At 71.5% G+C, this 24995-nt stretch carries 25 protein-coding genes and 1 pseudogene; 12 read left to right on the forward strand and 14 right to left on the reverse strand.

Going from position 1 to position 24995, the window contains the following annotated elements; all coding sequences use genetic code 11:
- Window positions 1-219 precede the first annotated feature (219 nt).
- Window positions 220-4146 carry a multifunctional oxoglutarate decarboxylase/oxoglutarate dehydrogenase thiamine pyrophosphate-binding subunit/dihydrolipoyllysine-residue succinyltransferase subunit gene (locus OG276_RS11540; protein ID WP_266904569.1) on the forward strand — a complete coding sequence of 1309 codons (3927 nt, stop codon included), beginning with the start codon at window positions 220-222 and terminating at the stop codon, window positions 4144-4146.
- 192 nt (window positions 4147-4338) lie between these two features.
- Here the strand turns inward: OG276_RS11540 and OG276_RS11545 are convergent, their stop codons facing one another.
- Window positions 4339-5565, reverse strand: a complete 1227-nt coding sequence (locus OG276_RS11545) for an HEXXH motif-containing putative peptide modification protein (protein ID WP_266904571.1) — start codon at window positions 5563-5565, stop codon at window positions 4339-4341.
- A 145-nt stretch (window positions 5566-5710) separates the two neighbouring features.
- Here OG276_RS11545 and OG276_RS11550 point away from each other — a divergent pair, with 145 nt between their 5' ends.
- Entirely contained in the window at window positions 5711-5896 is a 186-nt protein-coding gene (locus tag OG276_RS11550; RefSeq protein WP_124439251.1) for a DUF6104 family protein, read from the forward strand.
- Window positions 5897-6013: 117 nt separating this feature from the next.
- Here OG276_RS11550 and sodN read toward each other — a convergent pair whose 3' ends face one another.
- Window positions 6014-6409: a superoxide dismutase, Ni gene (gene sodN, locus OG276_RS11555; protein WP_030709803.1), complete on the reverse strand. Its 396-nt coding sequence runs from the start codon at window positions 6407-6409 to the stop codon at window positions 6014-6016.
- Between the two features lie 193 nt (window positions 6410-6602).
- On the opposite strand from sodN, the gene sodX reads away from it, so the two are divergent.
- Window positions 6603-7070: a nickel-type superoxide dismutase maturation protease gene (sodX, locus tag OG276_RS11560; RefSeq protein ID WP_266904588.1), complete on the forward strand. Its 468-nt coding sequence runs from the start codon at window positions 6603-6605 to the stop codon at window positions 7068-7070.
- On the opposite strand, the gene OG276_RS11565 is transcribed toward sodX, so the two are convergent.
- A complete protein-coding gene (locus tag OG276_RS11565) occupies window positions 6974-7603 on the reverse strand; it encodes a CGNR zinc finger domain-containing protein (protein WP_266904590.1) in 630 nt (209 codons plus the stop codon). The two genes, sodX and OG276_RS11565, sit on opposite strands and share 97 nt — an antisense overlap.
- Before the next feature lie 226 nt (window positions 7604-7829).
- On the opposite strand from OG276_RS11565, the gene OG276_RS11570 reads away from it, so the two are divergent.
- Complete coding sequence (locus OG276_RS11570; RefSeq protein WP_266912716.1) at window positions 7830-8519, forward strand: trans-aconitate 2-methyltransferase; 690 nt, start codon at window positions 7830-7832, stop codon at window positions 8517-8519.
- A gap of 84 nt (window positions 8520-8603) precedes the next feature.
- Here OG276_RS11570 and OG276_RS11575 read toward each other — a convergent pair whose 3' ends face one another.
- From OG276_RS11575 to OG276_RS11585, 3 genes are all read right to left on the reverse strand, one after another.
- Window positions 8604-9356, reverse strand: coding sequence for an amino acid ABC transporter ATP-binding protein (locus tag OG276_RS11575; protein ID WP_266912717.1), 753 nt, complete (start codon window positions 9354-9356; stop codon window positions 8604-8606).
- An 11-nt stretch (window positions 9357-9367) separates the two neighbouring features.
- Window positions 9368-10318 (reverse strand): amino acid ABC transporter permease, encoded by a 951-nt coding sequence (locus tag OG276_RS11580; protein WP_266904592.1) that lies wholly within the window; start codon window positions 10316-10318, stop codon window positions 9368-9370.
- 69 nt (window positions 10319-10387) lie between these two features.
- Window positions 10388-11335, reverse strand: coding sequence for an ABC transporter substrate-binding protein (locus OG276_RS11585; RefSeq protein WP_266904594.1), 948 nt, complete (start codon window positions 11333-11335; stop codon window positions 10388-10390).
- 524 nt (window positions 11336-11859) lie between these two features.
- On the opposite strand from OG276_RS11585, the gene OG276_RS11590 reads away from it, so the two are divergent.
- The 5 genes from OG276_RS11590 to OG276_RS11610 all read left to right on the forward strand — a co-directional run bounded on the left by OG276_RS11590 (window position 11860) and on the right by OG276_RS11610 (window position 16418).
- Window positions 11860-13062, forward strand: coding sequence for an NADP-dependent malic enzyme (locus OG276_RS11590; protein WP_266904596.1), 1203 nt, complete (start codon window positions 11860-11862; stop codon window positions 13060-13062).
- 318 nt (window positions 13063-13380) lie between these two features.
- Window positions 13381-14343, forward strand: coding sequence for a zinc-binding dehydrogenase (locus OG276_RS11595; RefSeq protein WP_266904598.1), 963 nt, complete (start codon window positions 13381-13383; stop codon window positions 14341-14343).
- A gap of 100 nt (window positions 14344-14443) precedes the next feature.
- Window positions 14444-14653, forward strand: a complete 210-nt coding sequence (locus OG276_RS11600) for a helix-turn-helix domain-containing protein (protein ID WP_243336126.1) — start codon at window positions 14444-14446, stop codon at window positions 14651-14653.
- Entirely contained in the window at window positions 14653-15168 is a 516-nt protein-coding gene (locus tag OG276_RS11605) for a Clp protease N-terminal domain-containing protein (protein ID WP_266904600.1), read from the forward strand. The genes OG276_RS11600 and OG276_RS11605 overlap by 1 nt, the downstream gene beginning before the upstream one ends.
- A 101-nt stretch (window positions 15169-15269) precedes the next feature.
- Window positions 15270-16418: an ALF repeat-containing protein gene (locus OG276_RS11610; RefSeq protein ID WP_266904602.1), complete on the forward strand. Its 1149-nt coding sequence runs from the start codon at window positions 15270-15272 to the stop codon at window positions 16416-16418.
- 27 nt (window positions 16419-16445) lie between these two features.
- On the opposite strand, the gene OG276_RS11615 is transcribed toward OG276_RS11610, so the two are convergent.
- Window positions 16446-17363: a PadR family transcriptional regulator gene (locus OG276_RS11615; RefSeq protein WP_266904604.1), complete on the reverse strand. Its 918-nt coding sequence runs from the start codon at window positions 17361-17363 to the stop codon at window positions 16446-16448.
- Between the two features lies 1 nt (window position 17364).
- Window positions 17365-18327: a DUF4097 family beta strand repeat-containing protein gene (locus OG276_RS11620; protein ID WP_266904606.1), complete on the reverse strand. Its 963-nt coding sequence runs from the start codon at window positions 18325-18327 to the stop codon at window positions 17365-17367.
- 146 nt (window positions 18328-18473) lie between these two features.
- On the opposite strand from OG276_RS11620, the gene OG276_RS11625 reads away from it, so the two are divergent.
- Window positions 18474-19292, forward strand: coding sequence for a hypothetical protein (locus tag OG276_RS11625; RefSeq protein ID WP_266912718.1), 819 nt, complete (start codon window positions 18474-18476; stop codon window positions 19290-19292).
- Between the two features lie 139 nt (window positions 19293-19431).
- Here OG276_RS11625 and OG276_RS11630 read toward each other — a convergent pair.
- Window positions 19432-19566, reverse strand: a pseudogene (locus OG276_RS11630) (winged helix-turn-helix transcriptional regulator); the annotation flags it as partial.
- A gap of 93 nt (window positions 19567-19659) precedes the next feature.
- On the opposite strand from OG276_RS11630, the gene OG276_RS11635 reads away from it, so the two are divergent.
- Window positions 19660-20304, forward strand: coding sequence for an NADPH-dependent F420 reductase (locus tag OG276_RS11635; protein WP_266904608.1), 645 nt, complete (start codon window positions 19660-19662; stop codon window positions 20302-20304).
- 30 nt (window positions 20305-20334) lie between these two features.
- Here the strand turns inward: OG276_RS11635 and OG276_RS11640 are convergent, their stop codons facing one another.
- A complete protein-coding gene (locus OG276_RS11640; protein ID WP_266904610.1) occupies window positions 20335-21279 on the reverse strand; it encodes a LysR family transcriptional regulator in 945 nt (314 codons plus the stop codon).
- 206 nt (window positions 21280-21485) lie between these two features.
- On the opposite strand from OG276_RS11640, the gene snpA reads away from it, so the two are divergent.
- Window positions 21486-22145 carry a snapalysin gene (gene snpA / locus OG276_RS11645; RefSeq protein WP_266904612.1) on the forward strand — a complete coding sequence of 220 codons (660 nt, stop codon included), beginning with the start codon at window positions 21486-21488 and terminating at the stop codon, window positions 22143-22145.
- Here snpA and OG276_RS11650 read toward each other — a convergent pair.
- From OG276_RS11650 to OG276_RS11665, 4 genes are all read right to left on the reverse strand, one after another.
- Window positions 22142-22426, reverse strand: a complete 285-nt coding sequence (locus tag OG276_RS11650; protein ID WP_266904614.1) for a hypothetical protein — start codon at window positions 22424-22426, stop codon at window positions 22142-22144. The two genes, snpA and OG276_RS11650, sit on opposite strands and share 4 nt — an antisense overlap.
- 61 nt (window positions 22427-22487) lie before the next feature.
- Window positions 22488-23072 carry a dihydrofolate reductase family protein gene (locus OG276_RS11655; protein WP_266904616.1) on the reverse strand — a complete coding sequence of 195 codons (585 nt, stop codon included), beginning with the start codon at window positions 23070-23072 and terminating at the stop codon, window positions 22488-22490.
- Window positions 23073-23173: 101 nt separating this feature from the next.
- On the reverse strand, window positions 23174-23773 hold the full coding sequence (locus tag OG276_RS11660; RefSeq protein WP_266904618.1) for a GNAT family N-acetyltransferase: 600 nt from the start codon (window positions 23771-23773) through the stop codon (window positions 23174-23176).
- A 138-nt stretch (window positions 23774-23911) separates the two neighbouring features.
- Window positions 23912-24958 (reverse strand): family 2 encapsulin nanocompartment cargo protein polyprenyl transferase, encoded by a 1047-nt coding sequence (locus OG276_RS11665; protein ID WP_266904620.1) that lies wholly within the window; start codon window positions 24956-24958, stop codon window positions 23912-23914.
- Window positions 24959-24995: the final 37 nt, after the last annotated feature.

Here is a 24995-nt window from a genome sequence, read left to right on the forward strand (position 1 = left end):
CGCGCCGGGGTCCGTCAGGGGTGCGAAGCCAGGGGGCCGCAACCGCGGTGCCTCCTGCCCGAACCACGCTTGTTTCCCGCCATTCCTGGTGGTGAAACCCGCCGTTCGATGTGACCTACGCGACGTAAGTCCCGCCCGGTCTGCATCTCACGGCCCGGGAGGCGTAGCCTTTATTCCCGCTGTCCATACCTTGTGAAGCGGAAGAGGGCGGTTGCCGCCGTGTCGCCACAGTCCCCCAGTAACTCGAGCACCACGACCGAAGCAGCAGGAGACGGGAAGAACCCCGCCCCGGGCTTCGGCGCGAATGAGTGGCTCGTCGACGAGATCTATCAGCAGTACCTCCAGGACCCGAACTCGGTCGACCGGGCCTGGTGGGACTTCTTCGCCGACTACAAGCCGGGTGGCGCTGTCGCTCCGGTGAAGGCGGATAAGCCCACGGACCGGCCCGCTCCCCCCGCCGCGACGACGACGGACGGCGCCTCCGCACAGGCCGCCGCCCCCGTCACCGCCACGGCACCGCAGGCTTCCGACGCCGCCGCATCGGGGGCGGCCACGCAGGCCACCTCCGGCGCCGCGCCCACGACGCCCGTGTCAGCACCTGCCCCTGTACCTGCCACCCCCTCTGGTGCCCCTGCTGTGACTGTCACCTCCCAGGCCCCGGCCGCCGCCGCACCGGCAGCCCCCGCCTCCCAGGCCGCTCCGGCCACCACCCCCTCCGTAGCCCCGCAGAAGGCCGCGCCCGCCACCGAGGCCCCTGCCGGCCCCGAACTGGTGACGCTCCGCGGCCCGGCGGCTGCCGTGGTCAAGAACATGAACGCCTCGCTGGAAGTGCCGACGGCCACGTCCGTCCGCGCCGTCCCGGTGAAGCTGCTGTTCGACAACCGCATCGTCATCAACAACCACCTCAAGCGCGCCCGGGGCGGGAAGATCTCCTTCACCCACCTCATCGGCTTCGCGATGGTGCAGGCCATCAAGGCCATGCCGTCCATGAACTACTCCTTCGCGGAGAAGGACGGCAAGCCGACCCTGGTCAAGCCGGAGCACATCAACTTCGGCCTCGCGATCGACCTGGTGAAGCCCAACGGCGACCGCCAGCTCGTCGTCGCCGGCATCAAGAAGGCCGAGACCCTCAACTTCTTCGAGTTCTGGCAGGCCTACGAGGACATCGTCCGCCGGGCCCGCATCGGCAAGCTGACGATGGACGACTTCACCGGGGTGACGGTCTCCCTGACCAACCCCGGCGGCCTGGGCACCGTCCACTCCGTGCCCCGCCTGATGCCCGGACAGTCGGTCATCATGGGCGTCGGCTCCATGGACTACCCCGCCGAGTTCCAGGGCACCTCGCAGGACACCCTGAACAAGCTGGGCATCTCCAAGGTCATGACCCTGACCTCGACCTACGACCACCGGGTCATCCAGGGCGCGGCCTCCGGCGAGTTCCTGCGGATCGTCGCGAACATGCTGCTCGGCGAGAGCGGCTTCTACGACGACGTCTTCGAGGCGCTGCGCATCCCGTACGAGCCGGTCCGCTGGCTCCGGGACATCGACGCCTCGCACGACGACGACGTCACGAAGGCCGCCCGCGTCTTCGAGCTGATCCACTCCTACCGGGTCCGCGGCCACGTCATGGCCGACACCGACCCGCTGGAGTACAAGCAGCGCAAGCACCCCGACCTCGACATCACCGAGCACGGCCTCACCCTGTGGGACCTGGAGCGCGAGTTCGCGGTCGGCGGCTTCTCCGGCAAGTCGATGATGAAGCTGCGCGACATCCTCGGCGTGCTGCGCGACTCGTACTGCCGCACCACCGGCGTCGAGTTCATGCACATCCAGGACCCCAAGCAGCGCCGCTGGATCCAGGACCGCATCGAGCGCCCGCACTCCAAGCCGGAGCGCGAGGAGCAGCTGCGCATCCTGCGCCGCCTGAACGCGGCGGAGGCCTTCGAGACCTTCCTGCAGACGAAGTACGTCGGCCAGAAGCGCTTCTCCCTGGAGGGCGGCGAGTCCGTCATCCCGCTGCTCGACGCCGTCATCGACTCGGCCGCCGAGGCCCGCCTCGAAGAGGTCGCGATCGGCATGGCCCACCGCGGCCGCCTGAACGTGCTCGCGAACATCGTCGGCAAGTCGTACGCGCAGATCTTCCGCGAGTTCGAGGGCAACCTCGACCCGAAGTCCATGCACGGCTCCGGCGACGTCAAGTACCACCTGGGCGCCAACGGCACCTTCACGGGCCTGGACGGGGAGCAGATCAAGGTCTCGCTCGTCGCCAACCCCTCGCACCTGGAGGCGGTGGACCCGGTCCTGGAGGGCGTCGTCCGCGCCAAGCAGGACATCATCAACAAGGGCGGCACGGACTTCACGGTCCTGCCCGTCGCCCTGCACGGCGACGCGGCCTTCGCGGGCCAGGGCGTCGTCGCCGAGACGCTGAACATGTCGCAGCTGCGCGGCTACCGCACCGGCGGCACCGTGCACGTGGTCATCAACAACCAGGTCGGCTTCACCGCCGCCCCGGAGTCCTCGCGTTCCTCGATGTACGCGACCGACGTCGCCCGCATGATCGAGGCGCCGATCTTCCACGTGAACGGCGACGACCCGGAAGCGGTCGTCCGCATTGCCCGCCTGGCCTTCGAGTTCCGCCAGGCGTTCAACAAGGACGTGGTCATCGACCTCATCTGCTACCGCCGCCGCGGTCACAACGAGTCGGACAACCCGGCGTTCACCCAGCCGCTGATGTACGACCTGATCGACAAGAAGCGCTCGGTGCGCAAGCTGTACACCGAGTCCCTCATCGGTCGCGGCGACATCACCCTGGAAGAGGCGGAGCAGGCGCTCCAGGACTTCCAGGGCCAGCTGGAGAAGGTCTTCGCGGAGGTCCGCGAGGCCGCCACGCAGCCCGCGGCCGCCCTGGTGGCGCCCGCCCAGGTCGCGCAGGAGTTCCCGGTCGCCGTGAACACCGCGATCTCCCAGGAGGTCGTCAAGCGGATCGCCGAGGCCCAGGTCAACATCCCGGACACGGTCACCGTCCACCCGCGTCTGCTGCCGCAGCTGCAGCGCCGCGCGGCGATGATCGACGACGGCACCATCGACTGGGGCATGGGCGAGACCCTGGCCTTCGGTTCGCTGCTGATGGAGGGCACCCCGGTCCGGCTGTCCGGCCAGGACTCCCGCCGCGGCACCTTCGGCCAGCGCCACGCGGTCCTCATCGACCGGGAGACCGGCGAGGACTACACCCCGCTGCTCTACCTCGCGGACGACCAGGCCCGCTACAACGTCTACGACTCGCTGCTCTCCGAGTACGCGGCCATGGGCTTCGAGTACGGCTACTCGCTGGCCCGCCCGGACGCGCTGGTCCTCTGGGAGGCCCAGTTCGGCGACTTCGTCAACGGCGCGCAGACCGTCGTCGACGAGTTCATCTCCTCGGCCGAGCAGAAGTGGGGCCAGACGTCCGGCGTCACGCTCCTCCTCCCGCACGGGTACGAGGGCCAGGGCCCGGACCACTCCTCCGCCCGCCCGGAGCGCTTCCTGCAGATGTGCGCGCAGGACAACATGACGGTCGCGATGCCGACCCTTCCGTCGAACTACTTCCACCTCCTGCGGTGGCAGGTCCACAACCCGCACCACAAGCCGCTCATCGTCTTCACCCCGAAGTCGATGCTGCGTCTGAAGGCGGCGGCGTCGAAGGCGGAGGAGTTCACGACCGGTTCGTTCCGTCCGGTCATCGGCGACACGCGGGTCTCCTCCGGAGCCGGTGACCCGAACGACATCCGCAAGGTCGTCTTCTGCGCGGGCAAGGTCTACTACGACCTCGAGGCCGAGCGGGAGAAGCGCGGCATCACGGACACCGCGATCATCCGCATCGAGCGCCTGTACCCCCTCCCGGGTGCGGAGCTCCAGGCGGAGATCGCCAAGTTCCCGAACGCGGCGAAGTACATCTGGGCCCAGGAGGAGCCGGCGAACCAGGGCGCGTGGCCCTTCATCGCGCTCAACCTGATCGACCACCTCGACCTGGCGGTCGGCGCGGACATCCCGGCCGGCGAGCGCCTGCGCCGCATCTCCCGCCCGCACGGCTCGTCCCCGGCGGTCGGCTCGGCCAAGCGCCACCAGGCGGAGCAGCAGCTCCTCCTGAACGAGGTCTTCGAGGCCTGAGCACTGCGCTTGCTCGAACCCGGAAGGCCCGGCCCCCCTCGGGGGGCCGGGCCTTCCGGCGATCCGGTCCGCTTACGCCGGCGAGGCTGGTTTTCCAGCCCGTCCGGCGTTTGAGGACCGGGGTCCGGGGCGGAGCCCCGGGGAACGGTGGAAGGGCGGGCAGGGGGCGGCCCCGCGCAGCGGCCCACCCCGTCAGCCGGACGCGTACGGAGCCAGGTTCGGGTGCGCCGCACACCAGGCCAGCCGGTCCCGCTCGACCACCCCGCGGGCCACCGCATACCGAGACCCCGGCGCCGGCACCCCGTCCATGCCCCGCTCCGCCGCAACCATCGCCCCGACGAACACCCGCCCACCGCCGGTGAGTTCCGGGCACGCGTCCAGGACGGGCAGCACCGCCGCCACCTGAGCCCGCACCCGCGCGTGCTGCGCCCAAGCCCCCCTGGCCCCGTAGAGCGCCGCGCGCTGCCAGTAGCCCGCCAGCCCGAGGTGCGCGTACGCGCCCCGCAGGAGCCCCTCCAGCGGCCGTGGATCGGCCCGCCAGGGTGCCCAGTACCGCGCGGAGCCGTCGGCGGTGTGCAGCGGGAGCGCCTCCGCCAGGGCCGCCAGCTTGCCGTGCTGCACCTCGAACACGAGGGTCGCGGCCAGCGCGGGCGGCGGCTGCGCCCGCGCCAGGACGGAGCCCGCCGCCGCGGGCAGGGTTCCGCCGTAGGACCGGGAGCTGCCGGACAGCGGGACCACGCAGCGCAGCAGCAGCCCGGCCTCCTCCGCGCGGGCGGTGTTGTAGCGCCTCAGCAGGGTGAGGGCTCCGGACCACTGGGTGTCCCAGCGCTTGTGCCCCCTGGGGGTGAGCCGGCGCGCGGCGGGCACCGTACCCGAGGCGCGGTACGGGTCCAAGTCGTCCAGGGCGGTCCGCCCGTCGGGCAGTGCGTGCAGGGCCAGCGCCTCCGGGCTCCCGGGGTCCCAGGAGCCCTCGCTCAGGGCGAGCGGGCCCGGCCGGTCGGGGCGCAGCACTCCGAGGGTGGGCAGCGCGAGGCGTCCGTGCGCGGGCCGCAGCGTGATCTTGAAGCCGATCCCGGCGCGCAGCGCCGCGGCGGCGGCGAGCGCCCCGAGGTGTCCGAGGTCGGCGGGCGGCCCGTGCCGCGTGCGCAGCCGGCGCAGCGTCTCCTCGGCCCACACCCCGGTGGCCGGATAGTGCACCACGTCGGCCACCGCAGCGGGGTCCCGGCGCCCGGCCTCCTCCAGCAGGGCCCAGTGCTCGGCCGCCTCCCCGGTACGGGCGGCGGGCAGCGCCCCGAGCTCCCGCAGCAGCCACAGCCGCCGGGCCCGCCGTACGCCGCGCACGAGCGCGGTCCCTTCGGCGGACGGCTCGGTGGAACCGAGTGCCCGCAGCACGCCGTCGCTCGGCTCGGGGTGATCCATGCATACCTCCCGCCGCGGACCCTCCATCCCTGCCCGGGAGAGGGGCTCCGCGAACGGCGGAAAGCGGTCAGGTCCGGCCGCGGCGGGGCGGCGGATTATCCTGGCGTGACACACCCGAACACCCGACCACCGCACGGAGCCCGACTTGTACTTCACCGATCGCGGCATCGAGGAGCTGGAGAAGCGGCGCGGCGAGGAGGAGGTCACCTTCGAGTGGCTCGCCGAGCAGCTGCGCGCCTTCGTCGACCTGAACCCGGACTTCGAGGTCCCGGTGGAACGCCTCGCCACCTGGCTGGCCCGCCTGGACGACGAGGACGAGGACGACGAGTAGGACGAGGACGACGAGGACGCGCAGGACGCGCGGCACGACGAAGGGGCCCGACCGCAGTGCGGTCGGGCCCCTTCGTCATCGTCCCGCGGGACAAGGCCGATCAGGCGAGGAGCCTGATCAGGCGGCCTTGGTCTCCCAGAAGATGCGGTCGATCTCGGCGATGAGCTCCAGCGCCTTGGCGCCGGTCGCCGGGTCGTTCGACGCCTTGGCGGCCGAGAGGGCCTTCAGGGTGTCGTTGACCAGGGTGTGCAGCTGCGGGTACTTCTCGAAGTGCGGCGGCTTGAAGTAGTCGCTCCACAGCACGGAAACGTGGTGCTTCGCGAGCTCGGCGCGCTGCTCCTTGATGGTGATGGCGCGCGCGCGGAAGTCGGCGTCGTCGTTGGCCTGGTACTTCTCCTGCACGGCCTTGACGGACTCGGCCTCGATGCGGGCCTGGGCAGGGTCGTACACGCCGCACGGAAGATCGCAGTGGGCGGAGACCTTCGCCTTGGGGGCGAAGAGGCGGGAAAGCATGGAGTTTGTCCTCCTCGTGATCGTCTTCTCAAGGGGGAGATTACTCCGTGAGAAAGACGATTTCGCGGGCGCCCCCGTGCGGTTGGGACAAAAGTCCAGGGGTGTGCCCGGGCCGGTGACCGAATGTACGGAAGAGTGCGGCAGCATGCGGGGTGGCACGAAGAGTGGTCGGGCGCGGTCAAGGAGGTCTCGGATGGCGGGGAGCACGCGCTCGCGCGGCCGGACGCGGGAGTGGGAATCGCCGTTGAAGCAGATCGGCACCGTGGAGGTGAGCGGCCCCTCGATGGCGCCGACCCTGGAGAGCGGGGACCAGGTTCTGGTCCGCTACGGGGCACCCGTGCGGCCGGGCCACGTGGTGGTGCTGCGCCACCCCTTCCAGCAGGACCTGCTGGTCGTCAAGCGGGCGGTGGAGCGGCGCCCGGGCGGCTGGTGGGTGCTGGGCGACAACCCGTACAACGAGACGGGCGACAGCACGGACTACGGGGCGGTCCCCGACGAGCTCGTGCTGGCGACCGCGGTGGCCCGCTTCCGGCCGCGCCCCCGGCCGGAGCACGCGGCGCAGGATCAGCGCTCGGTGAGGGCGTGGCTCTCCTGGGCTTCCTCGGCGCTGCGCCCGCTGCGGGCGGACCCCTCGGCCTCCAGGCGCTTGCGGGCGCGGTAGGCGGCGACGTTGGCGCGCGTGGCGCACCGGTCGGAGCAGTAGCGCCGGGAGCGGTTGGTGGAGGTGTCGAGGTAGGCGTTGCGGCAGGGCGGGGCCTGGCAGAGGCCGAGCCGGTCGGGGCCGTGCTCGGTGAGGTGGAAGGCCAGCCCGAAGCACGCGATCGCGGCGTAGCCCGCGGAGGCGTTGGAGGGGTGGTCGGCCAGGTGGATGTGCCAGTGCGGGCCGCCGTGCTCACCGACCGTCTCGTGGCCGGAAACCTGGGGGCTGACCGGGAACTCCATGAGCAGGGAGTTCAGCAGGTCGACGGCGAGGACGTGGTCGCCGCCGTCGGCGGCCTCGAAGACGGTGCGCAGCCGGCCGCGGACGTTGCGGAAGCGGGTGACGTCACCGTCCGTGACCCGGCGGGCCATCTGCACGCTGGCGCCGAAGAGGGCGCGGACGGCGTCCACTGAGGTCAGCGAGTCCTTGTTGCGGGCCGGCTCCTCGGTGTTGACCAGGCGCACGGCATAGTCCGAGTAATGGGCCAGTTCCACTTGTAGTCCTTACGGCTGCGGATTAGTGTCTCCGGTAACGGCTGAGACATGTTCGAGGGTATTACGCGTGGAGGATTTCGTGGCGGATACGGCAAGCTCTGATACGGCACGCCCCGAGACCGCATCGTCCGGTACGGCATCGCCCGACGGCTCCGGTACGGCATCGCCCGACCGCGGGAACTGGCAGGCCTGGCAGGACAGCTGGGACCGCCAGCAGGAGTGGTACATGCCGGACCGCGAGGAGCGGTTCCGCGTGATGCTGGACATGGTGGAGGCGCTGGTCGGCTCCGCCCCCCGGGTGCTCGATCTCGCGTGCGGTACGGGAAGCATCACGGACCGCGTCCTGAAGCGGTTCCCGCAATCCACCAGTACGGGAGTCGATCTGGACCCCGCGCTGTTGACGATCGCCCGGGGCCACTTCGCGGGCGACCCCCGCGTCACCTTCGTGACCGCCGACCTCAAGGACCCGGACTGGCGCTCGGCCCTCCCCCACGACTCTTACGACGCCGTCCTGACGGCCACCGCCCTGCACTGGCTGCCGAGCAAGGACCTCGCCGTCCTCTACGGGCAGCTCCCGTCCCTGCTGCGCGTCGGCGGGGTGTTCATGAACGCCGACCACATGCCCGACCCCACCACCCCTCGGATCAACGCCGCCGAGCGCGCCCACCGGCACGGCGGCATGGACCGGGCGAAGGCGGCCGGGGCGCTGGACTGGCGCGAGTGGTGGGAGCTCGCGGCCGGCGACCCGGAGCTCGCCGAGCCGACGAAGGCCCGCTTCGAGATCTACGGGGATCACGCCGACGGCGACACCCCTCCGGAGTCCTGGCACGCGGCCACGCTGCGCGACGCCGGCTTCGCGGAGGCCCGTACGGTCTGGCGCTCGCCCTCCGACGGGCTGGTGCTGGCGCTGAAGTAGGCCGGGGCCCGCAGCGCGGGCCGGTCATGCGCGAGGGGCGGTACGGATGTCCGTACCGCCCCTCACGCGTGGAACGCCGCCGTCCTAGAGGACCTTCGAGAGGAAGGCCTTCGTGCGGTCGTGCTGCGGGTTGCCCAGGACCTCGCGGGGGTGGCCGGATTCGACCACGACGCCGCCGTCCATGAAGACGAGGTTGTCGCCGACCTCGCGGGCGAAGCCCATCTCGTGGGTCACCACGATCATGGTCATGCCCGACTCGGCCAGGTCCCGCATGACGTCGAGGACGTCACCGACGAGCTCCGGGTCGAGCGCCGAGGTGGGCTCGTCGAAGAGCATCAGCTTCGGCTCCATGGCCAGCGCGCGGGCGATGGCCACGCGCTGCTGCTGGCCGCCGGAGAGCTGGGTGGGGTAGTTCCCGCCCTTGTCGCCGAGGCCGACCCGGTCCAGGAGCTTGACGGCGCGCGCCCGCGCGACCGCCTTGCTCTCGCCCTTGACCATGACCGGGGCTTCCATGACGTTCTCGATGGCCGTCATGTGCGGGAAGAGGTTGAAGCGCTGGAAGACCATGCCGATGTCCCGGCGCTGGGCCGCGACCTCGCTGTCCTTGAGCTCGTAGAGCTTTCCGGCCTTCTCCTTGTAGCCGACCAGCCGGCCGTCCACCGAGAGCCGCCCGGCGTTGATGCGCTCCAGGTGGTTGATGCAGCGCAGGAAGGTGGACTTGCCGGAGCCGGACGGGCCGACCAGGCAGAACACCTCGCGCGGGGCGACTTCGAGGTCGATGCCCCGGAGGATGTGCGCGGGGCCGTACGACTTGTGGACGGCCTCGGCCTTGACCATCGGCTGGGCGGTCACTTCGCCACCTCCGTACGGCGGAACATGTTCAGGTTGGCGCGCAGCCGCTGGAGCGGCGTGGGCGGCAGGGAGCGCAGCGAACCGCGTGCGTAGCGGCGCTCCAGGTAGTACTGGCCGACGCTGAACACGCTGGTCAGGGCCAGGTACCAGATGGAGGCGACGAACAGCATCTCCATGATGGCGCCGGCCGTGGACCCGATGTTCGACGAGGCCCGCAGGAGCTCCGTGTACTGGACCGCGGACACCAGGGACGAGGTCTTCAGCATGTTGATGAACTCGTTGCCCGACGGCGGGATGATCACGCGCATCGCCTGCGGGAGCACCACGCGGCGCATCGTCTGCGTCTGGGTCATGCCCAGCGCGTGCGAGGCCTCGCTCTGGCCCTCGTCGACGGACTGGATGCCCGCACGGACGATCTCCGCCATGTACGCGCCCTCGTTCAGGCCGAGGCCCAGGAGCGCGACCATGAACGGGGTCATCAGTTCGACGGTCTCTTGCTTGTAGATCGGTCCGAGGTTCACGTACTGGAAGATCAGCGACAGGTTGAACCACACCAGCAGCTGTACGTAGACCGGGGTACCGCGGAAGAACCAGATGTAGAGCCACGCGACGGTGTTCGTCACCGGGTTCTTCGAGAGACGCATGACCGCGAAGAGGATGCCGAGCACCAGGCCCAGCGCCATCGCGGACACACTGATGATCACCGTGTTGCCCAGGCCGGCGATGATCGAGGGATCGAAGAGCTTGTCTCCGACCGTCTTCCAGATCACGTTGCCCTGCGAGAAGGCGTAAACCAGCCAGCCCAGCAGTACGACGACCACCGCACCGCTGATCCAGCGGCCGTAGTGCCGCACGGGAATTGCCTTGATGGCCTCGTACGGGGTACCCGAGGCGCCGGGTCCGGCCGGCGGGGTTGCGGCCGGACCCTTGTCGATCTTGTCAGTCACAATGACTGCCCTTCAGTGGAGCTCAGGAACCAGGGACCGGGGGCACGTGCGCCCGCCGGTCCGCACGGGTCACTTGCCTGCGTTGACCGTCGCCGACTGCACGGCGCTGTCCTTGACGTTCCACTTCTCCAGGACCTTGGCGTAGGAGCCGTCCTTGATGATCGCGTCGAGGGCCTGCTTCAGGGCGTCGCGCAGCTGGGTGTTCTCCTTGCTGACGCCGATGCCGAAGAGGCCGACGTCGGACTGCGCGCCGCCGACCTCGAAGTCGTTGCCGCCGCCCGAGGTCTTCGCGATGTACGCGGCGACCGGGAAGTCGTTCAGGTCGGCCACGGCGCCGCCGGCCTTGACGCGGGTCTGGGCCTCGGCGTCGGTGTCGAAGGACTCGATGGTGAGCTTCTTGTCACCGCACTTCGTGGCCTGGGCCTTGAAGGTGTCTTCGTAGATCGTGCCGCGCTGGACGGCGACGGTCTTGCCGCAGAGGTCGTCGAGGGACTTGATGCCCTGCGGGTTGCCCTTCTTGACGAGGAGCGAGACGCCGGAGGAGAAGTAGTCGACGAAGTCGATCCCCTTGCCGATCTGCTTGCCCTCGTCGTCGAGGCCCTTCTGGCGCTTCTCGTTGTCCGTGACCGAGGACATGATCGCGTCCTGGCGGCCGGAGTAGATCGAGGTGATCAGACCGTCGAAGCTGCCCGAGGTGAACTCGAACTTCACACCGAGCTGCTTGCCCAGGGCCTCGGCGATGTCGGGGTCGACACCGACGATCTTGCCGCCCTCGGTGAACTCCATCGGCGCGTACGCCGCGTCCGTGCCGACCTTGATGACACCCGCGTCCTGGATCTTCTTCGGCAGAGCCGAGAAGAGGGGGGCGGCGTTGGACTTCGTGGCGTCGCCGGACCCCTTCTTCTCCGTCTGGTCTCCACAGCCGGTGAGGATCAGGGCGCCGGCGACCGCGATCGCGCCGACCGCGGCGATCCGGGACCGGGCGGCGGTCGTACGACGGGTGGTGCTTGCGGTCATGAGCTGGTTCCTCCGGCAGGTGGAAAGCATCGATATGCGGTCGGGCACGCCCCATCGAGTGTCGCGACCTTGTGTGATTAGGGGCATCTTGCCATTCGGACTGAGTCATTCAGGCAGCCCGTCAGGTCAAAATCGGATAACGGCAGCCGCTTCGTACCCAACAGGACTGCGGACAAGGCCCCTCAGAGCCGCACGAACGGCCGTGACCTGGGCCTTTTGCCGCACTATTTACGGCGCGTCTCGCCCATCGGACAGAGAGGTTTGGACTTTTCGCCAAAACCGGGACAAGGAGCTTATGGTCGAGCGGGAATCGACTCGTCTGGGTGAGTGTTCTTCGGGTAGAACAGATCCTTACACCCCTCATCCGGGGCTCAGGGCGCGCGTGCGGCGCGCCCGCGCGTACGAACCTCCCCTTCACGGAGACGGGCCTACAACCGTCGTCGTGAAGACGGACGCGGTGCCCGCCCACCCCTTAACCAGGAGTGGCCACCCTCAACGATTCAAAGACTTAAGGGGTTAAGACAGTGGCAGCGGAGATCGTCAATCCTCGCAGCGACAGCGTGACGGACAACAACCCGGATGCGGTGTTCGCGCTGCACCGGGGCGGCAAGATGGCCATCGTGGCCACCGTGCCGGTCCACAACAAGGACGACCTGTCCCTGGCGTACACGCCCGGCGTTGCGAAGGTCTGCAGCGCCATTGCCGAGCAGCCCGAGCTCGTGAACGAGTACACCTGGAAGTCCAACGTGGTCGCCGTCGTCACCGACGGTACGGCCGTGCTCGGACTCGGTGACATCGGGCCGGAAGCCTCCCTCCCCGTGATGGAGGGCAAGGCCATTCTCTTCAAGCAGTTCGGTGGCGTCGACGCGGTTCCGATCGCGCTCGCCACCAAGGACACGGACGAGATCATCGAGACCGTGATCCGCCTCGCGCCGTCCTTCGGCGGGGTGAACCTGGAGGACATCTCGGCGCCCCGCTGCTTCGAGATCGAGCGCCGCCTCCAGGAGGCGCTGGACATCCCGATCTTCCACGACGACCAGCACGGCACGGCCATCGTGACGCTGGCCGCCATGCGCAACGCCGCGAAGCTCACGGGTCGGACCCTCGCCGACCTGCGCGCCGTGATCTCGGGCGCCGGCGCCGCCGGCATCGCGATCGCCAAGATCCTCGTGGACGCGGGCATCGGCGACGTCTGCGTCACCGACCGCAAGGGCGTCGTCTCCGCCGACCGCTCCGACCTGACGGACGTCAAGGCGGAGATCGCGGGCCTGACGAACAAGACCGGCCAGAGCGGTTCCCTGGAGAGCGCCCTCGCGGGCGCGGACGTCTTCATCGGCGTCTCCGGCGGTACGGTCCCCGAGGCCGCGGTGGCGACGATGGCGAAGGACTGCTTCGTCTTCGCCATGGCCAACCCGAACCCGGAGGTCCACCCCGACGTCGCGCACAAGTACGCGGCGGTCGTGGCCACGGGCCGCTCGGACTTCCCGAACCAGATCAACAACGTGCTGGCGTTCCCCGGCATCTTCGCGGGCGCGCTGAAGGTCCGCGCGACCCGGATCACCGAGGGCATGAAGATCGCCGCCGCCGACGCCATCGCCGGCGTCGTGGGTGACGAGCTCGCCGCCGACTACGTGATCCCCTCGCCGTTCGACACCCGCGTCGCCGAGGCCGTCACGGCCGCGGTCGCCGCGGCGGCGAAGGCCGACGGCGTGGCCCGCCTGGCGTAGTCGCTGCACTGACTGAACGAGGAGGGGCCCGGCCGCACCATTCGGCCGGGCCCCTTTCCGTTCCCCGCGCCGGCGGGGCTGGATGTATCCAGCCCCGCCGGCGTTTGAGGCGCGGGTCTGGGCGGAGCCCAGGGAACGGTGGAAGGGCGGGTAGGGGACAGCCCCGCAGGGCCCCGCCCCCACAGCCGGGCAGGAGGCGGCTCAGCCGCAGGGCATGGCCGCAGGCCGTGGCCACACCGCCGCCCGGCCCCCGAACAGCCGCCCGCCGGGCCGGACCAGGCCTGGATCCCAGGCCTACCGACCGGTAGCCTCGCGGCCATGTTCGCTGCCTACGCCGCCCGAATCGACCGTGACCAGCCCCTGAACGGCCTCGTGCTGGGCGAACGCCCAGCCCCGCAGGCCCGCCCCGGCTGGGTGACCGTGAACGTCAAGGCCGCCTCCCTCAACCACCACGACCTGTGGTCACTGCGCGGAGTCGGCCTCGGCGAGGACAAGCTCCCCATGATCCTCGGCTGCGACGCCGCCGGGATCGACCAAGACGGCAACGAGGTCGTCCTGCACTCCGTGATCGGCCAGACCGGCCACGGGGTCGACCCCGACGAGCCCCGCTCCATCCTGACCGAGCGCTACCAGGGCACCTTCGCCGAGCAGGTCACCGTCCCCGCGTGGAACGTCCTGCGCAAGCCCGCCGAGCTCTCCTTCGAGCAGGCCGCCTGCCTGCCCACCGCCTGGCTCACCGCGTACCGAATGCTCTTCACCAACGCCGGCGTCCGCCCCGGGGACTCCGTCCTGGTCCAGGGCGCGGGCGGCGGCGTCGCCACCGCCGCCATCGTCCTCGGCAAGGCCGCCGGCCTGCGGGTCTTCGCGACCAGCCGGGACGAGGCCAAGCGCAAGCGCGCCGTCGAACTGGGCGCCGTGGAGGCCTACGAGCCCGGCGCGCGGCTCCCCCAGAGGGTCGACGCCGTCATCGAGACGGTCGGCGCCGCCACCTGGTCGCACTCGGTCAAGTCCCTGCGCCCCGGCGGCACCCTGGTCATCTCCGGCGCCACCAGCGGGGACCGCCCGGCCCACGCCGAGCTGACCCGGATCTTCTTCCTGGAACTCAAGGTGGTCGGCTCCACGATGGGCTCGAAGGACGAGCTGGAGGACCTGCTGTCCTTCTGCGCGACGACCGGGGTCCGCCCCGTGATCGACGAGACCCTGCCGCTGGACCGGGCCCGCGAGGGCTTCGCGAAGCTGGAGTCCGGCGACCTCTTCGGCAAGATCGTCCTCACCGTCTAGAAGCCAGGGCCGCCGTAGCCCGCACCACCACCACCGCCACCGCCGCGCCGATGTCAATGTGGGTTGACACCCTCCCGTATGTCAACCTACATTGACACCCATGACGGAAGCTACCGATCTGGCCGAGCGCGCCGGTGACCGTGACCCGCGCGTCGGCCTGCGTGCCGTGGCCGCCCTCCGGCGACTGCTGGAGCAACTGGAAGCCGTACAGGTACGCGGGGCCCGCGCGCAGGGCTGGTCCTGGCAGGAGATCGCGGCCGAGCTGGGCGTCAGCCGGCAGGCCGTACACAAGAAGCACGGGAGGCTCTGATGTTCGAACGCTTCACCCAGGACGCCCGCTCCACCGTGACGGGCGCGATCGTCGAGGCCGAGCGGACCGGGGCGCAGCGGGTCGGCGAGGAGCACCTGCTCCTCTCCCTGCTCTCACTGGGCGCGCTCGACCCCTTGGGCGTCGACCGGGCCGCGGTCTCCGCCGACCTGGCGGCCGCCCGCCGCCGGGGCGGGATGTCCAAGGCCGACGAGGAGGCCCTCGCGGGCCTCGGCATCGACCTCACGGAGATCGTCACCCGCATCGAGGAGACCCACGGCGAGGGCGCCCTGTCGGGCCCCGCCCCGCGCAGCCGCTCCGGCCGCACCCGCTTCACCCCGGGCGCCAAGAAGATCCTGGAGCAGTCCCTGCGCATCGCCCTGGGCCGCAAGGAGCGCCACATCTCCACCCTCCACCTGCTCCTCGCCCTCCTCTCCCGCCCCGGCACACCCGCAGAGGTCCTCACGGACCACGGAGTCACCTACGCGGGAGCCGAGGCGGCCCTGACCGGCCGATAGGCGGACACACCCCTTCCGATCATTTCGCTGCCGCGTACAACCATCGGCCCGGCCGGTGAGTCTTGTACGGCGAAAAGAACGTTTCTCCAGGGGGTTGTCCCGTGAAGTTGTCCCGTCTCGCCGCAGCGATCACCACCGCCGCCCTGGCTCCGGCCGTCCTGCTCGCGTCCCCGGCCTTTGCCACCGGGCAGGGGTCCGCAGCGCCCGCCGATACGACGGCTCCGACCGCAGCCGACAAGGCCGGCGAGGACCAGGCCGAGCAGGACCGCAAGACCATCCTCGCGATCATCGCCGACCCGATGGCCAGCGCGTACATGAAGGAAGCGGGCCACAAGGCCATCGCCGACGGTCCGGCGGCCATGCGCAAGTTCATCGAGAAGGACCAGCACACGATCCGCCGCGACGACTACCGGGTCCTCATCGCCCGACTGGCGAACGACGCCGGTCCCGGCCTGAAGGAGGGGATCAGGAACATCTTCGAGATCGACGCGACCCTGGAGCAGCTGATCCACTTCTACGAGGTCACCCAGCACGAGCTGCGCGACGACGACAACAAGGTCGAGATCTCCAGGCTGGTCGGCACCGGTGGCCCCGTGGTGAGGGAAGAGGGCAAGAAGGCCCTGAAGGGCACTCCCGCCGACCGCATCGCCTTCCTGAAGACGGGGCGGTACCTCGCGCAGGCCGAAGACGATCGGGTCGAGCTCGCCCGCATCGACGAGGGCTGGGACGGACCCATCCTGAGCGAGGCGATCGGCAAGCTCCTCAACGGTTCCCCCACCCCGGCCGAGCTGCGCCACTTCCTCGAAGTGACCCAGTACGAACTGCGCGACCAGGACAACCGTGTCGCGATCGCGAAGATCATCGACGGCGGGGGCCCGGAAGTGGCCAAGGCCGGCCGCGCCGCGCTGGCGGGTACGGCCGCCGACCGCACCGAGTTCCTGAAGACGGGCCAGCACGAGGCGCGCGCCAAGGACAAGAAGGCCCAGGAGGACAAGGACAAGGAGGAGGGGGAGGCCAAGCCCACGCCCACTCCCACGCCCGCTCCCTCCCCCGGCTCTTCCGGCACCGACACCGACACCGAGACCGGCCCCGGGAACACCGCTGTCACCCCCCAGGGCGGCAGCGGCCCCCTCGCCACGACCGGCGCCGGTGACACCGGCTGGATCGTGGGCGGTGCGGGCACCGCGCTCGTCGCCGGCGCGGGCCTCCTGCTCGCAGCCCGGATGCGCCGGGCCGGCTCCACGAGCTGAGCCCGGCCGCGTCCGAGCCGTATCGCCTCAGCCCTGAGGGCCGAGGGCCGAGGCGATACGGGCGGCCGCGTCCGCCAGGTGGCTACGGGCCTGCGCCAGCTGGTCGTCGCCGATCCCCCGGTCGCGGGCCGCGTCGCGGATGTCGTCGCGGAAGCGGTCCAGCAGCCGGTCCAGGTCACGGGCCGGGTCACCCGTCGTCGGTACGTCCCGAGCCCAGTCCGTGTCGGGCGCGGCCGACGGGGCGGCGGCCGACGGAGCGGTGGGGGCCGTGGGGGCCGTGGGGTTCGTCGTAGCGCCGGAGCCGCCGAGCCAGGCTCCCGCCAGGCTGCCCAGGACTCCGCCCGACTTCGCGAACTGCTCCTGCAGCTGGCCGGCGATCCGCTGGACCTCCTCGCGGGCCCGCTCCTGCGCCTCCTTGGCCTGACGGCGTGCCTGCTGGGCCTCCTCACGAGCCCGGCGGCTCTCGTCCTTCGCCCGGCGCGCCTGTTCCTTCCACTCGGCCTTGGCCTTGCGGAGCTCCTCCTTGGCGGCCTTCCAGGATTCGTCCTCCACCTGCGTGGCCGACGCGCTGGCCGCGGCCCGCAGTTCGCGCCGCAGGTCGCCCGCCGCGCCGCTCACGTCGGCGCGGATCTCGGCGGCCAGTTCGGAGACCGAGTCGCGGATCTCCAGTTCCAGATCGGCCAGTTCGCCGCCGCGGTCGGCCAGTTCGGCACGGCCCGCGTCGGTGATCGAATACACCTTGCGCCCGCCTTCGCTCGCGTGCGTGACCAGGCCCTCGGTCTCCAGCTTGGCCAGCCGCGGGTACACCGTGCCGGCGGAGGGTGCGTACAGCCCCTGGAAGCGCTCCTCCAGCAGCCGGATCACCTCGTACCCGTGGCGCGGGGCCTCGTCGAGCAGCTTGAGGAGGTAGAGGCGGAGGCGGCCGTGGGCGAAGACGGGCGGCATGTCAGAGCACCTTCTTGTCGAGCGCGAGCGGGGCGGCCGGGGCGCCGGACGGGTCCGCCGCCGGGCGGCGCAGCAGCGCGATGGAGCCGGAAACGGTGGTGGCGCGCAGGGTGCCGGTGCCGGCGCCCAGGGTGCCGGTGATCCGCTTGGCGCCCATCTGGCCCGAGACCCGCAGGTCTTCGAAGGCGTTGGAGACGCCGCCGGTGGCGGTGTTGGCCTCGACCCGGGCGTCGGCCGGGTGCGGGAGGCGGATGGCGACCTGCCCGGAAACGGAGTTGAGGGAGATGTCGACCGGCCGGGGCGCGGGCCGGTCGTCGAGGGCGAGGTCGATGAGCATGTCGCCGCTGACCGAGTCGGCCCGGACGTTGCCCACCGCGCCGTCGACGACCGTCAGGCCGCCGGACACGGAGTGGAATCCGAGCTCGCCGGTCACGGACTGGGCCTCGACCCCGCCGGAGACGGTGTGCGCCTTGACCCGGCCGGACAGGCCGACGAGCGTGGTGTCTCCGGAGACCCCGTGGATGTCGGTGCCGCCGTCGATGCCGGAGACGAAGACGGTGGCGCTGACGGTGGCCAGCTGCACGCGGGTGGCGGCCGGGACCGTGAGGGTCACGGTCGCGCTGCGCTCCCATGCCTTGCGCCCGGAGGCGGAGGTGGACCAGGCCTTCCAGGGCTTGCTCTCGAACCACTGCTTGAGTCCCTGGGAGCCGTTCCAGGGGAGGTCCTCGTAGGAGACGGTGAGGGTCCCGCCCTCCTGCACCACGTGCAGGGGCGGCCCGTCCACCTCGGAGACCTCGAGGCGGGCCGGGCCCTCATCGGCGGCGACCACATTGACCGTGCCGCCGGCCATCCGGACGCGGACCTCGGTCACCGGCTCCTCGAAGGCGAGCTTCTGCGGTCCGGCGACCGACCATGTTTCCTGCGGAGTCTGCGGACTCTGCGGATCCCGCGCTGCCTCTGCCATGGTGCTGACCCTCCTCGGCGTACATGCACGCAACATATCGCGTCTTCTGACCAACACGATATATCGCGGTTGAGGGAAGTCAAGCGCGTCAGGATGATCCAAAATCATCAGTTTGGGGCGTTTTGGCTTAGCGTGTGGGCATGTCGATCTCCCACACCACGGCGGGCGGACTCCTGCTCTGCCGCGCCGAACCCCTCGCCGCCCGACCCGCCGCGCACATCCTGCGCGAACGCCTGCTGCTGGCCCCCGCCGGCGAATGGAGCGTGCTGGTGCCCGAGGCCAAGCCCTGGATCGGCGGCGCGGAATCCGTGGCCGAAGTCCTGGCCGGCTGGGGTGCGGCGGTCGCGCTGAGCTCCAACTGGCCGGTGCTGAGCCTGTGGTGGGAAGAGGGCCGGACCGGCTTCGTGCTGTCCTCCGGATTCCGCCGGTCCGCGGCCTACGAGTGGGACGCGGCGGGCCGTCCGCACGGCGAGCGGGACGCCCCGGACGCAGACGCCATGCGGGTGCTGGCGGCGCGGCTCGGACTGGACCCGGTGCTGGACCTGGAGGAACTGGAGCGCCTCACCCGCCCCGACGCGGCGGCGGACGGCGAGTCCCGGCTGCTCGGCGTCATCGCGCTGCTGTCCCGCGCGGGGCTGGCGCTGCCGGCGGGCCTGAACCCGGGCGAACCGGCCGACCGGCTGCGGGAGGCGGCCCGCGTCGCCCCGGCGGCGGAGCGGGTGGAGTGGGCGGGCTGGCGCGACACGGTCCGGGCGGAGCTCGCGGTGGTGGAGGACAGCCCGCTGGGCCCGTGGCTGCGGGGCCCCAAGGCCCGCCTGGCGGGCACGGCCCAACTGGCCGTCGGAGCGCCCCTGATGATGTGGGCGGCCCGCCGCCGCAGCCCGGGCTGGCTGGCCGCGGGCACCGTCCTGGTGACCCACGGCGCGGCCGCCCTGGCCTACGACCGGGCCCGCCGCCGGGCCTAGAGCCGGTCGGCGCCGGCGCGCTCCCGGTCCGCCCGCTCCTGGGCCGCCAGGACCGCGTCGGCGTGGCGCGACGCCCAGGCGCCCAGGCGCCCATCGCGCGGATCGGGACCAGCAAGGCCTCGCCCGGCTCCGTCAGGGAGTAGTCCACCCTCGGCGGGGCCTGCGCATAAGCGCGGCGCTCCACCAGGCCGTTGGACTCCAGCCGGCGCAGCGCCTCGTTCAGGACCTTCGGGCCGATCCCGCCGATCCGGTCCATCCCGGTCCATGGCTCCATCCTGCCTTCCCGATGCACACCGGACGGTGTGCATCGACCCGCCTGGCTTCGTCCCGAGCCCCCCTTCCACCCACTCGGACTCGGAGACACGGCATGCGCATGGGAATCCTCGGTACCGGAGCAATGGCCACCACCCTCGGCGGCGCCTGGGTGCGCGCCGGGCACGACGTGTACATCGGCGGTCGCGACGCCACCGCCGCCGCCCGCACCGCGCGGCGGACCGGCGCCGGCGGGTACGGGACCCTCGCACAGGCCGCGGCCCACGGCGAAGCCGTGCTCCTGGCCCTGCCCGCCGAGGTGGCGGCCGAGGTGGCCGCGCCGCTCGGGCCCGTCCTGGCCGGGCGGGTCCTGCTCGACTGCACGGTCCCCATGGCGCCGGGCGAGGGCGGCCCGACGCTGACCGGGGACGGCGCCTCCCGACTGGCCGGAGCCGTCCCCGGGGCGCACGTCGTCAAGGTGTTCGGGCTGGTGCACGAGAGCATCTGGACACTGGACGACCCCTCCTTCGAGGGCGCCCCGCTCTCCGTGCCCTTCTGCACCGACTCCCCCGAGGCGCTGCGGATCACCAGCGCGCTCGTCACCTCCATGGGCTGCACCCCGCTGCCCTGCGGGGGCCTCGACCGGGCCCGGCTGCTCGAAGCCACGGCGGTCTTCGCGATCGGCGCGTGGTGGCAGGGCGCCGAGGCCCGCTTCGCCTTCCCCTCACCCGCCCTCGCCCCCGGGGCCACCGACGACTAGGCGTCTCGGCAGGGGCGCCCGGACCCCGCCCTACGCCGCCAGCAGCGGGCTCGCGTTGCGCGCCAGCCAGGCGCGGTAGGGGGGAGTGCCCAGGGCCGCTTCGCGGTAGGCCGCGCGGAGGTCCTCGTACACCCCCTCGGACACCTGCGCGTGCACCCCGGGGCGGGTCGCGAGGAGGAGGCGTACGGCGAGCGGGTCGCCCGAGAGCGGCCGGATCGCCATGTCCTCGCGCGGTCCTGAGGTGGGTTGGCAGGGGGCGACGGCCTCGCCGGAGACGATCAGCGAGGCGGCCGTGTGGTAATCGGCGTGCAGCAGCTGCGGGTCGAGGCCGGCGCCCGCGAGGACCCGGCGCAGGCCGTCCCACTCCCCGTCCACCGACGGGTCCACGGTCCACCGGTCGGCGGCGAGGTCGCGCAGCTCCACCACCGAGCGGGCCGCCGCAGGATGGTCCCGGGACATCGACACGAACTGCGGCTCGCGCTCCATCAGGACCCGTAACTCCAGTCCGGGAGGCACCCGCAGCGGGCTGCCCTCCACCTCGTGCACGAAGGCCACGTCGAGCCGGCCCGCGGCCGTCATCCGCAGCAGCGCGTTGGCGGACACGTCGACCATCAGGTCGGTCTCCGTGTCGGGCAGCCGCCGGTGCAGCCGCCGCAGCCAGCCGGGCAGGGCGCGGCTGGCCGTCGAGCCGATCCGCAGCCGGGGCCCCTGGGACAGCGCCCGGGCCTCCGCGACGAGGGCGGCCATCTCGGCCAGGAGCGGCCGCGCCCGCCCGAGTATGGTGCGCCCGAAGGGAGTCGGCCGGCATCCGGTGCGCTCACGCAGGAACAGTTCCCCGTCCAGGGCGCGTTCGATGCGCCGCAGCTGGGTCGTCAGGGAGGGCTGGCTCACGCCGAGCTGCCGGGCGGCCTTGTGCAGGCTGCCGGCGTCGGCGATGGCGCACAGGGCGCGCAGGTGCCTGACCTCAAGCTCCATGCCCCGAGAGTAGGCCGGTGCGAGCCGACCGCACCAGTAACCGGTATCCCCTCGAATCCCGCCATTCTCACGGTAGTTGGGCTTCCGAAATCCCCCCGATAGCCCGGCGTTATCGGGGTCTGACATCATCCGCCGCCCCCTCCCGCTCCCGCAGACTCCGGTACCGAACGACCCCCCACAGCACCGGATGAGCAGGAGTCCCCCACATGCGCCACTCCCGCAAGACCACTCTGTCCGCCGTCGGCCTCGGCATCGCCGCCGTCCTCGGCGCCGTAGTCCCGGGCACGACCGCCACCGCCTCCGCCGGCGCCGGCAGCCCGAGCACGTACGCCGCGTACGAGCAGTCGAAGGAGAACCAGGCCGCCAACCGCGCCTTCTTCGAGGCCGTGCAGCGCTCGGTGGCCCAGCAGCGCGCCGCGACCCCGGGCCTGGCGGCCGTGACCGTCACCTACAACACCCGCAACGCGCCGAGCTTCCGCACCCAGATAGCGCGCTCCACGCAGATCTGGAACAGCTCGGTGACCAACGTCAAACTGCAGGAGGTGTCCTCGGGCGGGAACTTCGCGTACTACGAGGGCAACGACTCGCGCGGTTCGTACGCGAGCACGAACGGCCACGGCCAGGGCTACATCTTCCTGGACTACCGGCAGAACCAGCAGTACAACTCCACCCGCGTGACCTCGCACGAGACCGGCCACGTGCTCGGTCTGCCGGACCACTACTCGGGCCCGTGCAGCGAGCTGATGTCCGGCGGCGGCCCCGGCACCTCCTGCCAGAACGCCAACCCGAACTCCGCCGAGCGCTCGCGCGTCAACCAGCTGTGGGCGAACGGCCTCGTCGCGTCCGGCCTGGACGCGAAGGGCTAGGCCCCCTCGGCCCGGGACCCTTCGATCGGGGACCCTTCGATCGGGGACCCCTCGGCCCGGGGCTCCTCGGCCCGGGGCTCCTCGTACCCGGGCTCGTACGCCGTGCACTCCCGGTTCCGGCAGGGACCGGGGGTCCACGCCGGGACGAAGATCCCCAGGGACTTGCGCCGTCCCACCATCGTGTCGACGGGGCTCCCGCAAGCCGGGCACGACTGCTGGTCGTGCCCGGCCCGCGGGGCGACCGTCCCGTGCGCCTGCTGCTCCCGCTGTTCACCGGCCATACCTCCACGGTAGGCCGGTTTCGCCGCTTCGGCGGGCCGGCAGCCGGACGCCGCAGAAGGGTCAGCGCTTGACCGCGTACGAGGTGACGACCTGGCCGCCGCCGAGGGCCTTGAACCCGGTCAGCTCCAGGGGGCGCGCCCCGAACCCGGCGCGCGACATCGGCATGCCGGTGCCGACGAAGACCGGGTAGGTCTTGACGACGAACGCGTCGATCTCGTCGATCAGCTGCCCCGCGAGGTCCGCTCCGCCGCACAGCCAGATGCCGAGCCCGTCCCGGGCCTTCAGCTCCCGGACCGCTCCCACCAGGTCGCCCTCGATCAGCCGGACCGCCGGGTCCGGCGCGGTGGTGAGCGAGCGCGAGACCACGTACTGCTCGCGCATGTGCCCGTACGGGCTGGTCAGGCCCAGCTTGAGGCCGGGCTCGTACGTGCCGCGCCCCATGAGCACCGTGTCGAAGTGCTTGGGCTCGGCGTCCGCGATCCCGAGCTGGGCGCGCCCCGGGGCGGAGATGGTCTCCGGGTACTCGGCCTTGAGGTGATCGATGAACTCGCCGTCGAGGTGGCTGTAGATGAAGTCGGCGTCGCCGTCCGGGGCCCCGATGAAGCCGTCGACCGAGGTGGCGACGAAGTACGTGAGCTTGCGCAAGCGATTCTCTTCCGTTCGACAGTGCACCCCCATTGAGGCACGTCGATCAAAGTACTTCAGGTGAAGTGGTCTGGCAAGGGATCATCCGCCGGCGATCGGGATCACTGCGGCTTGCGCCACATCGGCCACATCAGCGGCCCGTCCGGCAGCCGCACCGCCTCGCCCGTGAACTGCCAGCCCAGCCGCTCGTACAGCCCCTTGCTGCGCTCGCTGCTCGCCTCCAGGTACGCCGGCACGCCCTCGCGGTCGCAGCGCTCCAGCACCGGCCGGATCAGCTCCGTGCCCAGCCCCTCGCCCTGCCGCCCCGGGGCGACCGCGATCATCAGCAGGTACTCGTGTTCCTCCGCCATCGGGTGCACGGCGCCCGTGAGCCTGCCCACCAGCTCGCACCGCTCGTTGTCCGGGTCGGCCACGGCCCGCATCTTCGCCGGGACCTCGTCCTCGACGTGTTCGGCGTCCGGATCGCCCGCCGGGATCCGCAGCCACAGCGCCGCCGCCGAACCGTCCGCCGCGTAGTCGATCCGGCCCTCGGCCAGCGCCACGTCCACGAAGACGCCCAGGAACTTCCCGTGCACCGCGGCCCGGTGCTCCGGGTCCGGGAACACCCAGCTGCTCACCGGATCGCTGCGGAAGGCCTCGTCGAGCAGCCGCGCCACGGCATCCCGGTCCGACTGACCGGCTTGACGTATCTCCAGCACCATGGGTCACACCCTTCACTTCACTCACGCGTCAACAACCGTGAGCGATCCTAGAGTTGACCCACCGACGCAGAAAGGCCCGTTCCGGCACCGTGCGGTGCCGGAACAGGCCTCCGGGGCTTCCCCCTCGCCCCTACATGGCTACTTCGTACGCCGCGTCACGAACTCCGCCAGCGCCAGCAGTCCGCCCGCCGCCCCGAGGTCCGGGACGGCCCGCGACAGCTGCTGCACCGCCCGCCCCATCCGGTCGGCGGCATGGGCCTGCGCCCAGTCCCGCCCGCCGGCCCGCTCCACCGCCGCGGCCGCCCTGCCCACGTCGTCCCCGGTCATGGGGCCCGCGTACAGCGCGGCCAGCTCCTCCCCCGCCGCGGTGCCCGAGGTGAGGGCGGCCACGACCGGGAGGGACTTCTTGCGGGCCAGCAGATCGGCCCCGGCGGGTTTGCCGGTGTGGCCGGGGTCCCCCCAGATGCCGATCAGGTCGTCGATGAGCTGAAACGCCAGCCCGGCCTCCCGGCCGAAGGCGTCCATGGCGTCGACCTCGTCCGGGCCGGCCCCCGCGTACAGCGCGCCGAGCGCGCACGCGCAGCCCAGCAGGGCCCCCGTCTTGGCCGTCGCCATGGTCAGGCACTCGTCGAGCGAGACGCTGTGGCGCTGCTCGAAGGCGCAGTCCGCCTGCTGGCCCGCGCACAGTTCGACGATGCAGGCGGCGAGCCTCGCCGAGGCGGCCGCCGAGGCCGGGTGCGGGTCCTCGGCGAGCAGCCGCAGCGCGAGCGCCATCATGGCGTCGCCCGTGATGATCGCGTCCGACGTGCCGAAGACCGTCCAGGCCGTCGGCCGGCCGCGCCTGCGCACGTCCTTGTCGATGACGTCGTCGTGCAGCAGCGTGAAGTTGTGCGCCAGCTCCACGGCCACGGCCGGCCGTACGGCCTCCGCGGCGAACCCGTCCCCGCGCAGGGCCTGCGCGGCGGCGAGCACCAGGGCGGGGCGGATGGCCTTGCCGGCGCTGCCCGCCGCCGGGGTGCCGTCCTCCCGCTCCCAGCCGAAGTGGTACATCGCCACGTGCCGCATCGAGCCCGGCAGGCTCTCCACGGTCCGGCGCAGTTCCGGGTTGACCGTTTCCCTCGTCCGCTCCAGCAGGACGGCGGCTTCCTGCCCCTCGCTGGTGGTGATCGCCTCAGTGGTCGACATGGCGTGTGCGCTCCGTCCCGTCCTGTCCCGTCCTGCC

This window comes from Streptomyces sp. NBC_00086 (assembly GCF_026343255.1).
In the GTDB taxonomy this organism is placed as follows: domain Bacteria; phylum Actinomycetota; class Actinomycetes; order Streptomycetales; family Streptomycetaceae; genus Streptomyces.

Coding starts and splice junctions, on each gene's coding strand:
- OG276_RS11545 (WP_266904571.1), bottom strand. CDS start 5,565: ATGGATCACCCCGAGCCGAGCGACGGCGTGCTGCGGGCACTCGGTTCC.
- sodN (WP_030709803.1), bottom strand. CDS start 6,409: ATGCTTTCCCGCCTCTTCGCCCCCAAGGCGAAGGTCTCCGCCCACTGC.
- sodX (WP_266904588.1), top strand. CDS start 6,603: ATGGCGGGGAGCACGCGCTCGCGCGGCCGGACGCGGGAGTGGGAATCG.
- OG276_RS11570 (WP_266912716.1), top strand. CDS start 7,830: ATGCCGGACCGCGAGGAGCGGTTCCGCGTGATGCTGGACATGGTGGAG.
- OG276_RS11575 (WP_266912717.1), bottom strand. CDS start 9,356: ATGGTCAAGGCCGAGGCCGTCCACAAGTCGTACGGCCCCGCGCACATC.
- OG276_RS11585 (WP_266904594.1), bottom strand. CDS start 11,335: ATGACCGCAAGCACCACCCGTCGTACGACCGCCGCCCGGTCCCGGATC.
- OG276_RS11595 (WP_266904598.1), top strand. CDS start 13,381: ATGTTCGCTGCCTACGCCGCCCGAATCGACCGTGACCAGCCCCTGAAC.
- OG276_RS11600 (WP_243336126.1), top strand. CDS start 14,444: ATGACGGAAGCTACCGATCTGGCCGAGCGCGCCGGTGACCGTGACCCG.
- OG276_RS11605 (WP_266904600.1), top strand. CDS start 14,653: ATGTTCGAACGCTTCACCCAGGACGCCCGCTCCACCGTGACGGGCGCG.
- OG276_RS11615 (WP_266904604.1), bottom strand. CDS start 17,363: ATGCCGCCCGTCTTCGCCCACGGCCGCCTCCGCCTCTACCTCCTCAAG.
- OG276_RS11620 (WP_266904606.1), bottom strand. CDS start 18,327: ATGGCAGAGGCAGCGCGGGATCCGCAGAGTCCGCAGACTCCGCAGGAA.
- OG276_RS11635 (WP_266904608.1), top strand. CDS start 19,660: ATGCGCATGGGAATCCTCGGTACCGGAGCAATGGCCACCACCCTCGGC.
- OG276_RS11640 (WP_266904610.1), bottom strand. CDS start 21,279: ATGGAGCTTGAGGTCAGGCACCTGCGCGCCCTGTGCGCCATCGCCGAC.
- snpA (WP_266904612.1), top strand. CDS start 21,486: ATGCGCCACTCCCGCAAGACCACTCTGTCCGCCGTCGGCCTCGGCATC.
- OG276_RS11650 (WP_266904614.1), bottom strand. CDS start 22,426: ATGGCCGGTGAACAGCGGGAGCAGCAGGCGCACGGGACGGTCGCCCCG.
- OG276_RS11660 (WP_266904618.1), bottom strand. CDS start 23,773: ATGGTGCTGGAGATACGTCAAGCCGGTCAGTCGGACCGGGATGCCGTG.
- OG276_RS11665 (WP_266904620.1), bottom strand. CDS start 24,958: ATGTCGACCACTGAGGCGATCACCACCAGCGAGGGGCAGGAAGCCGCC.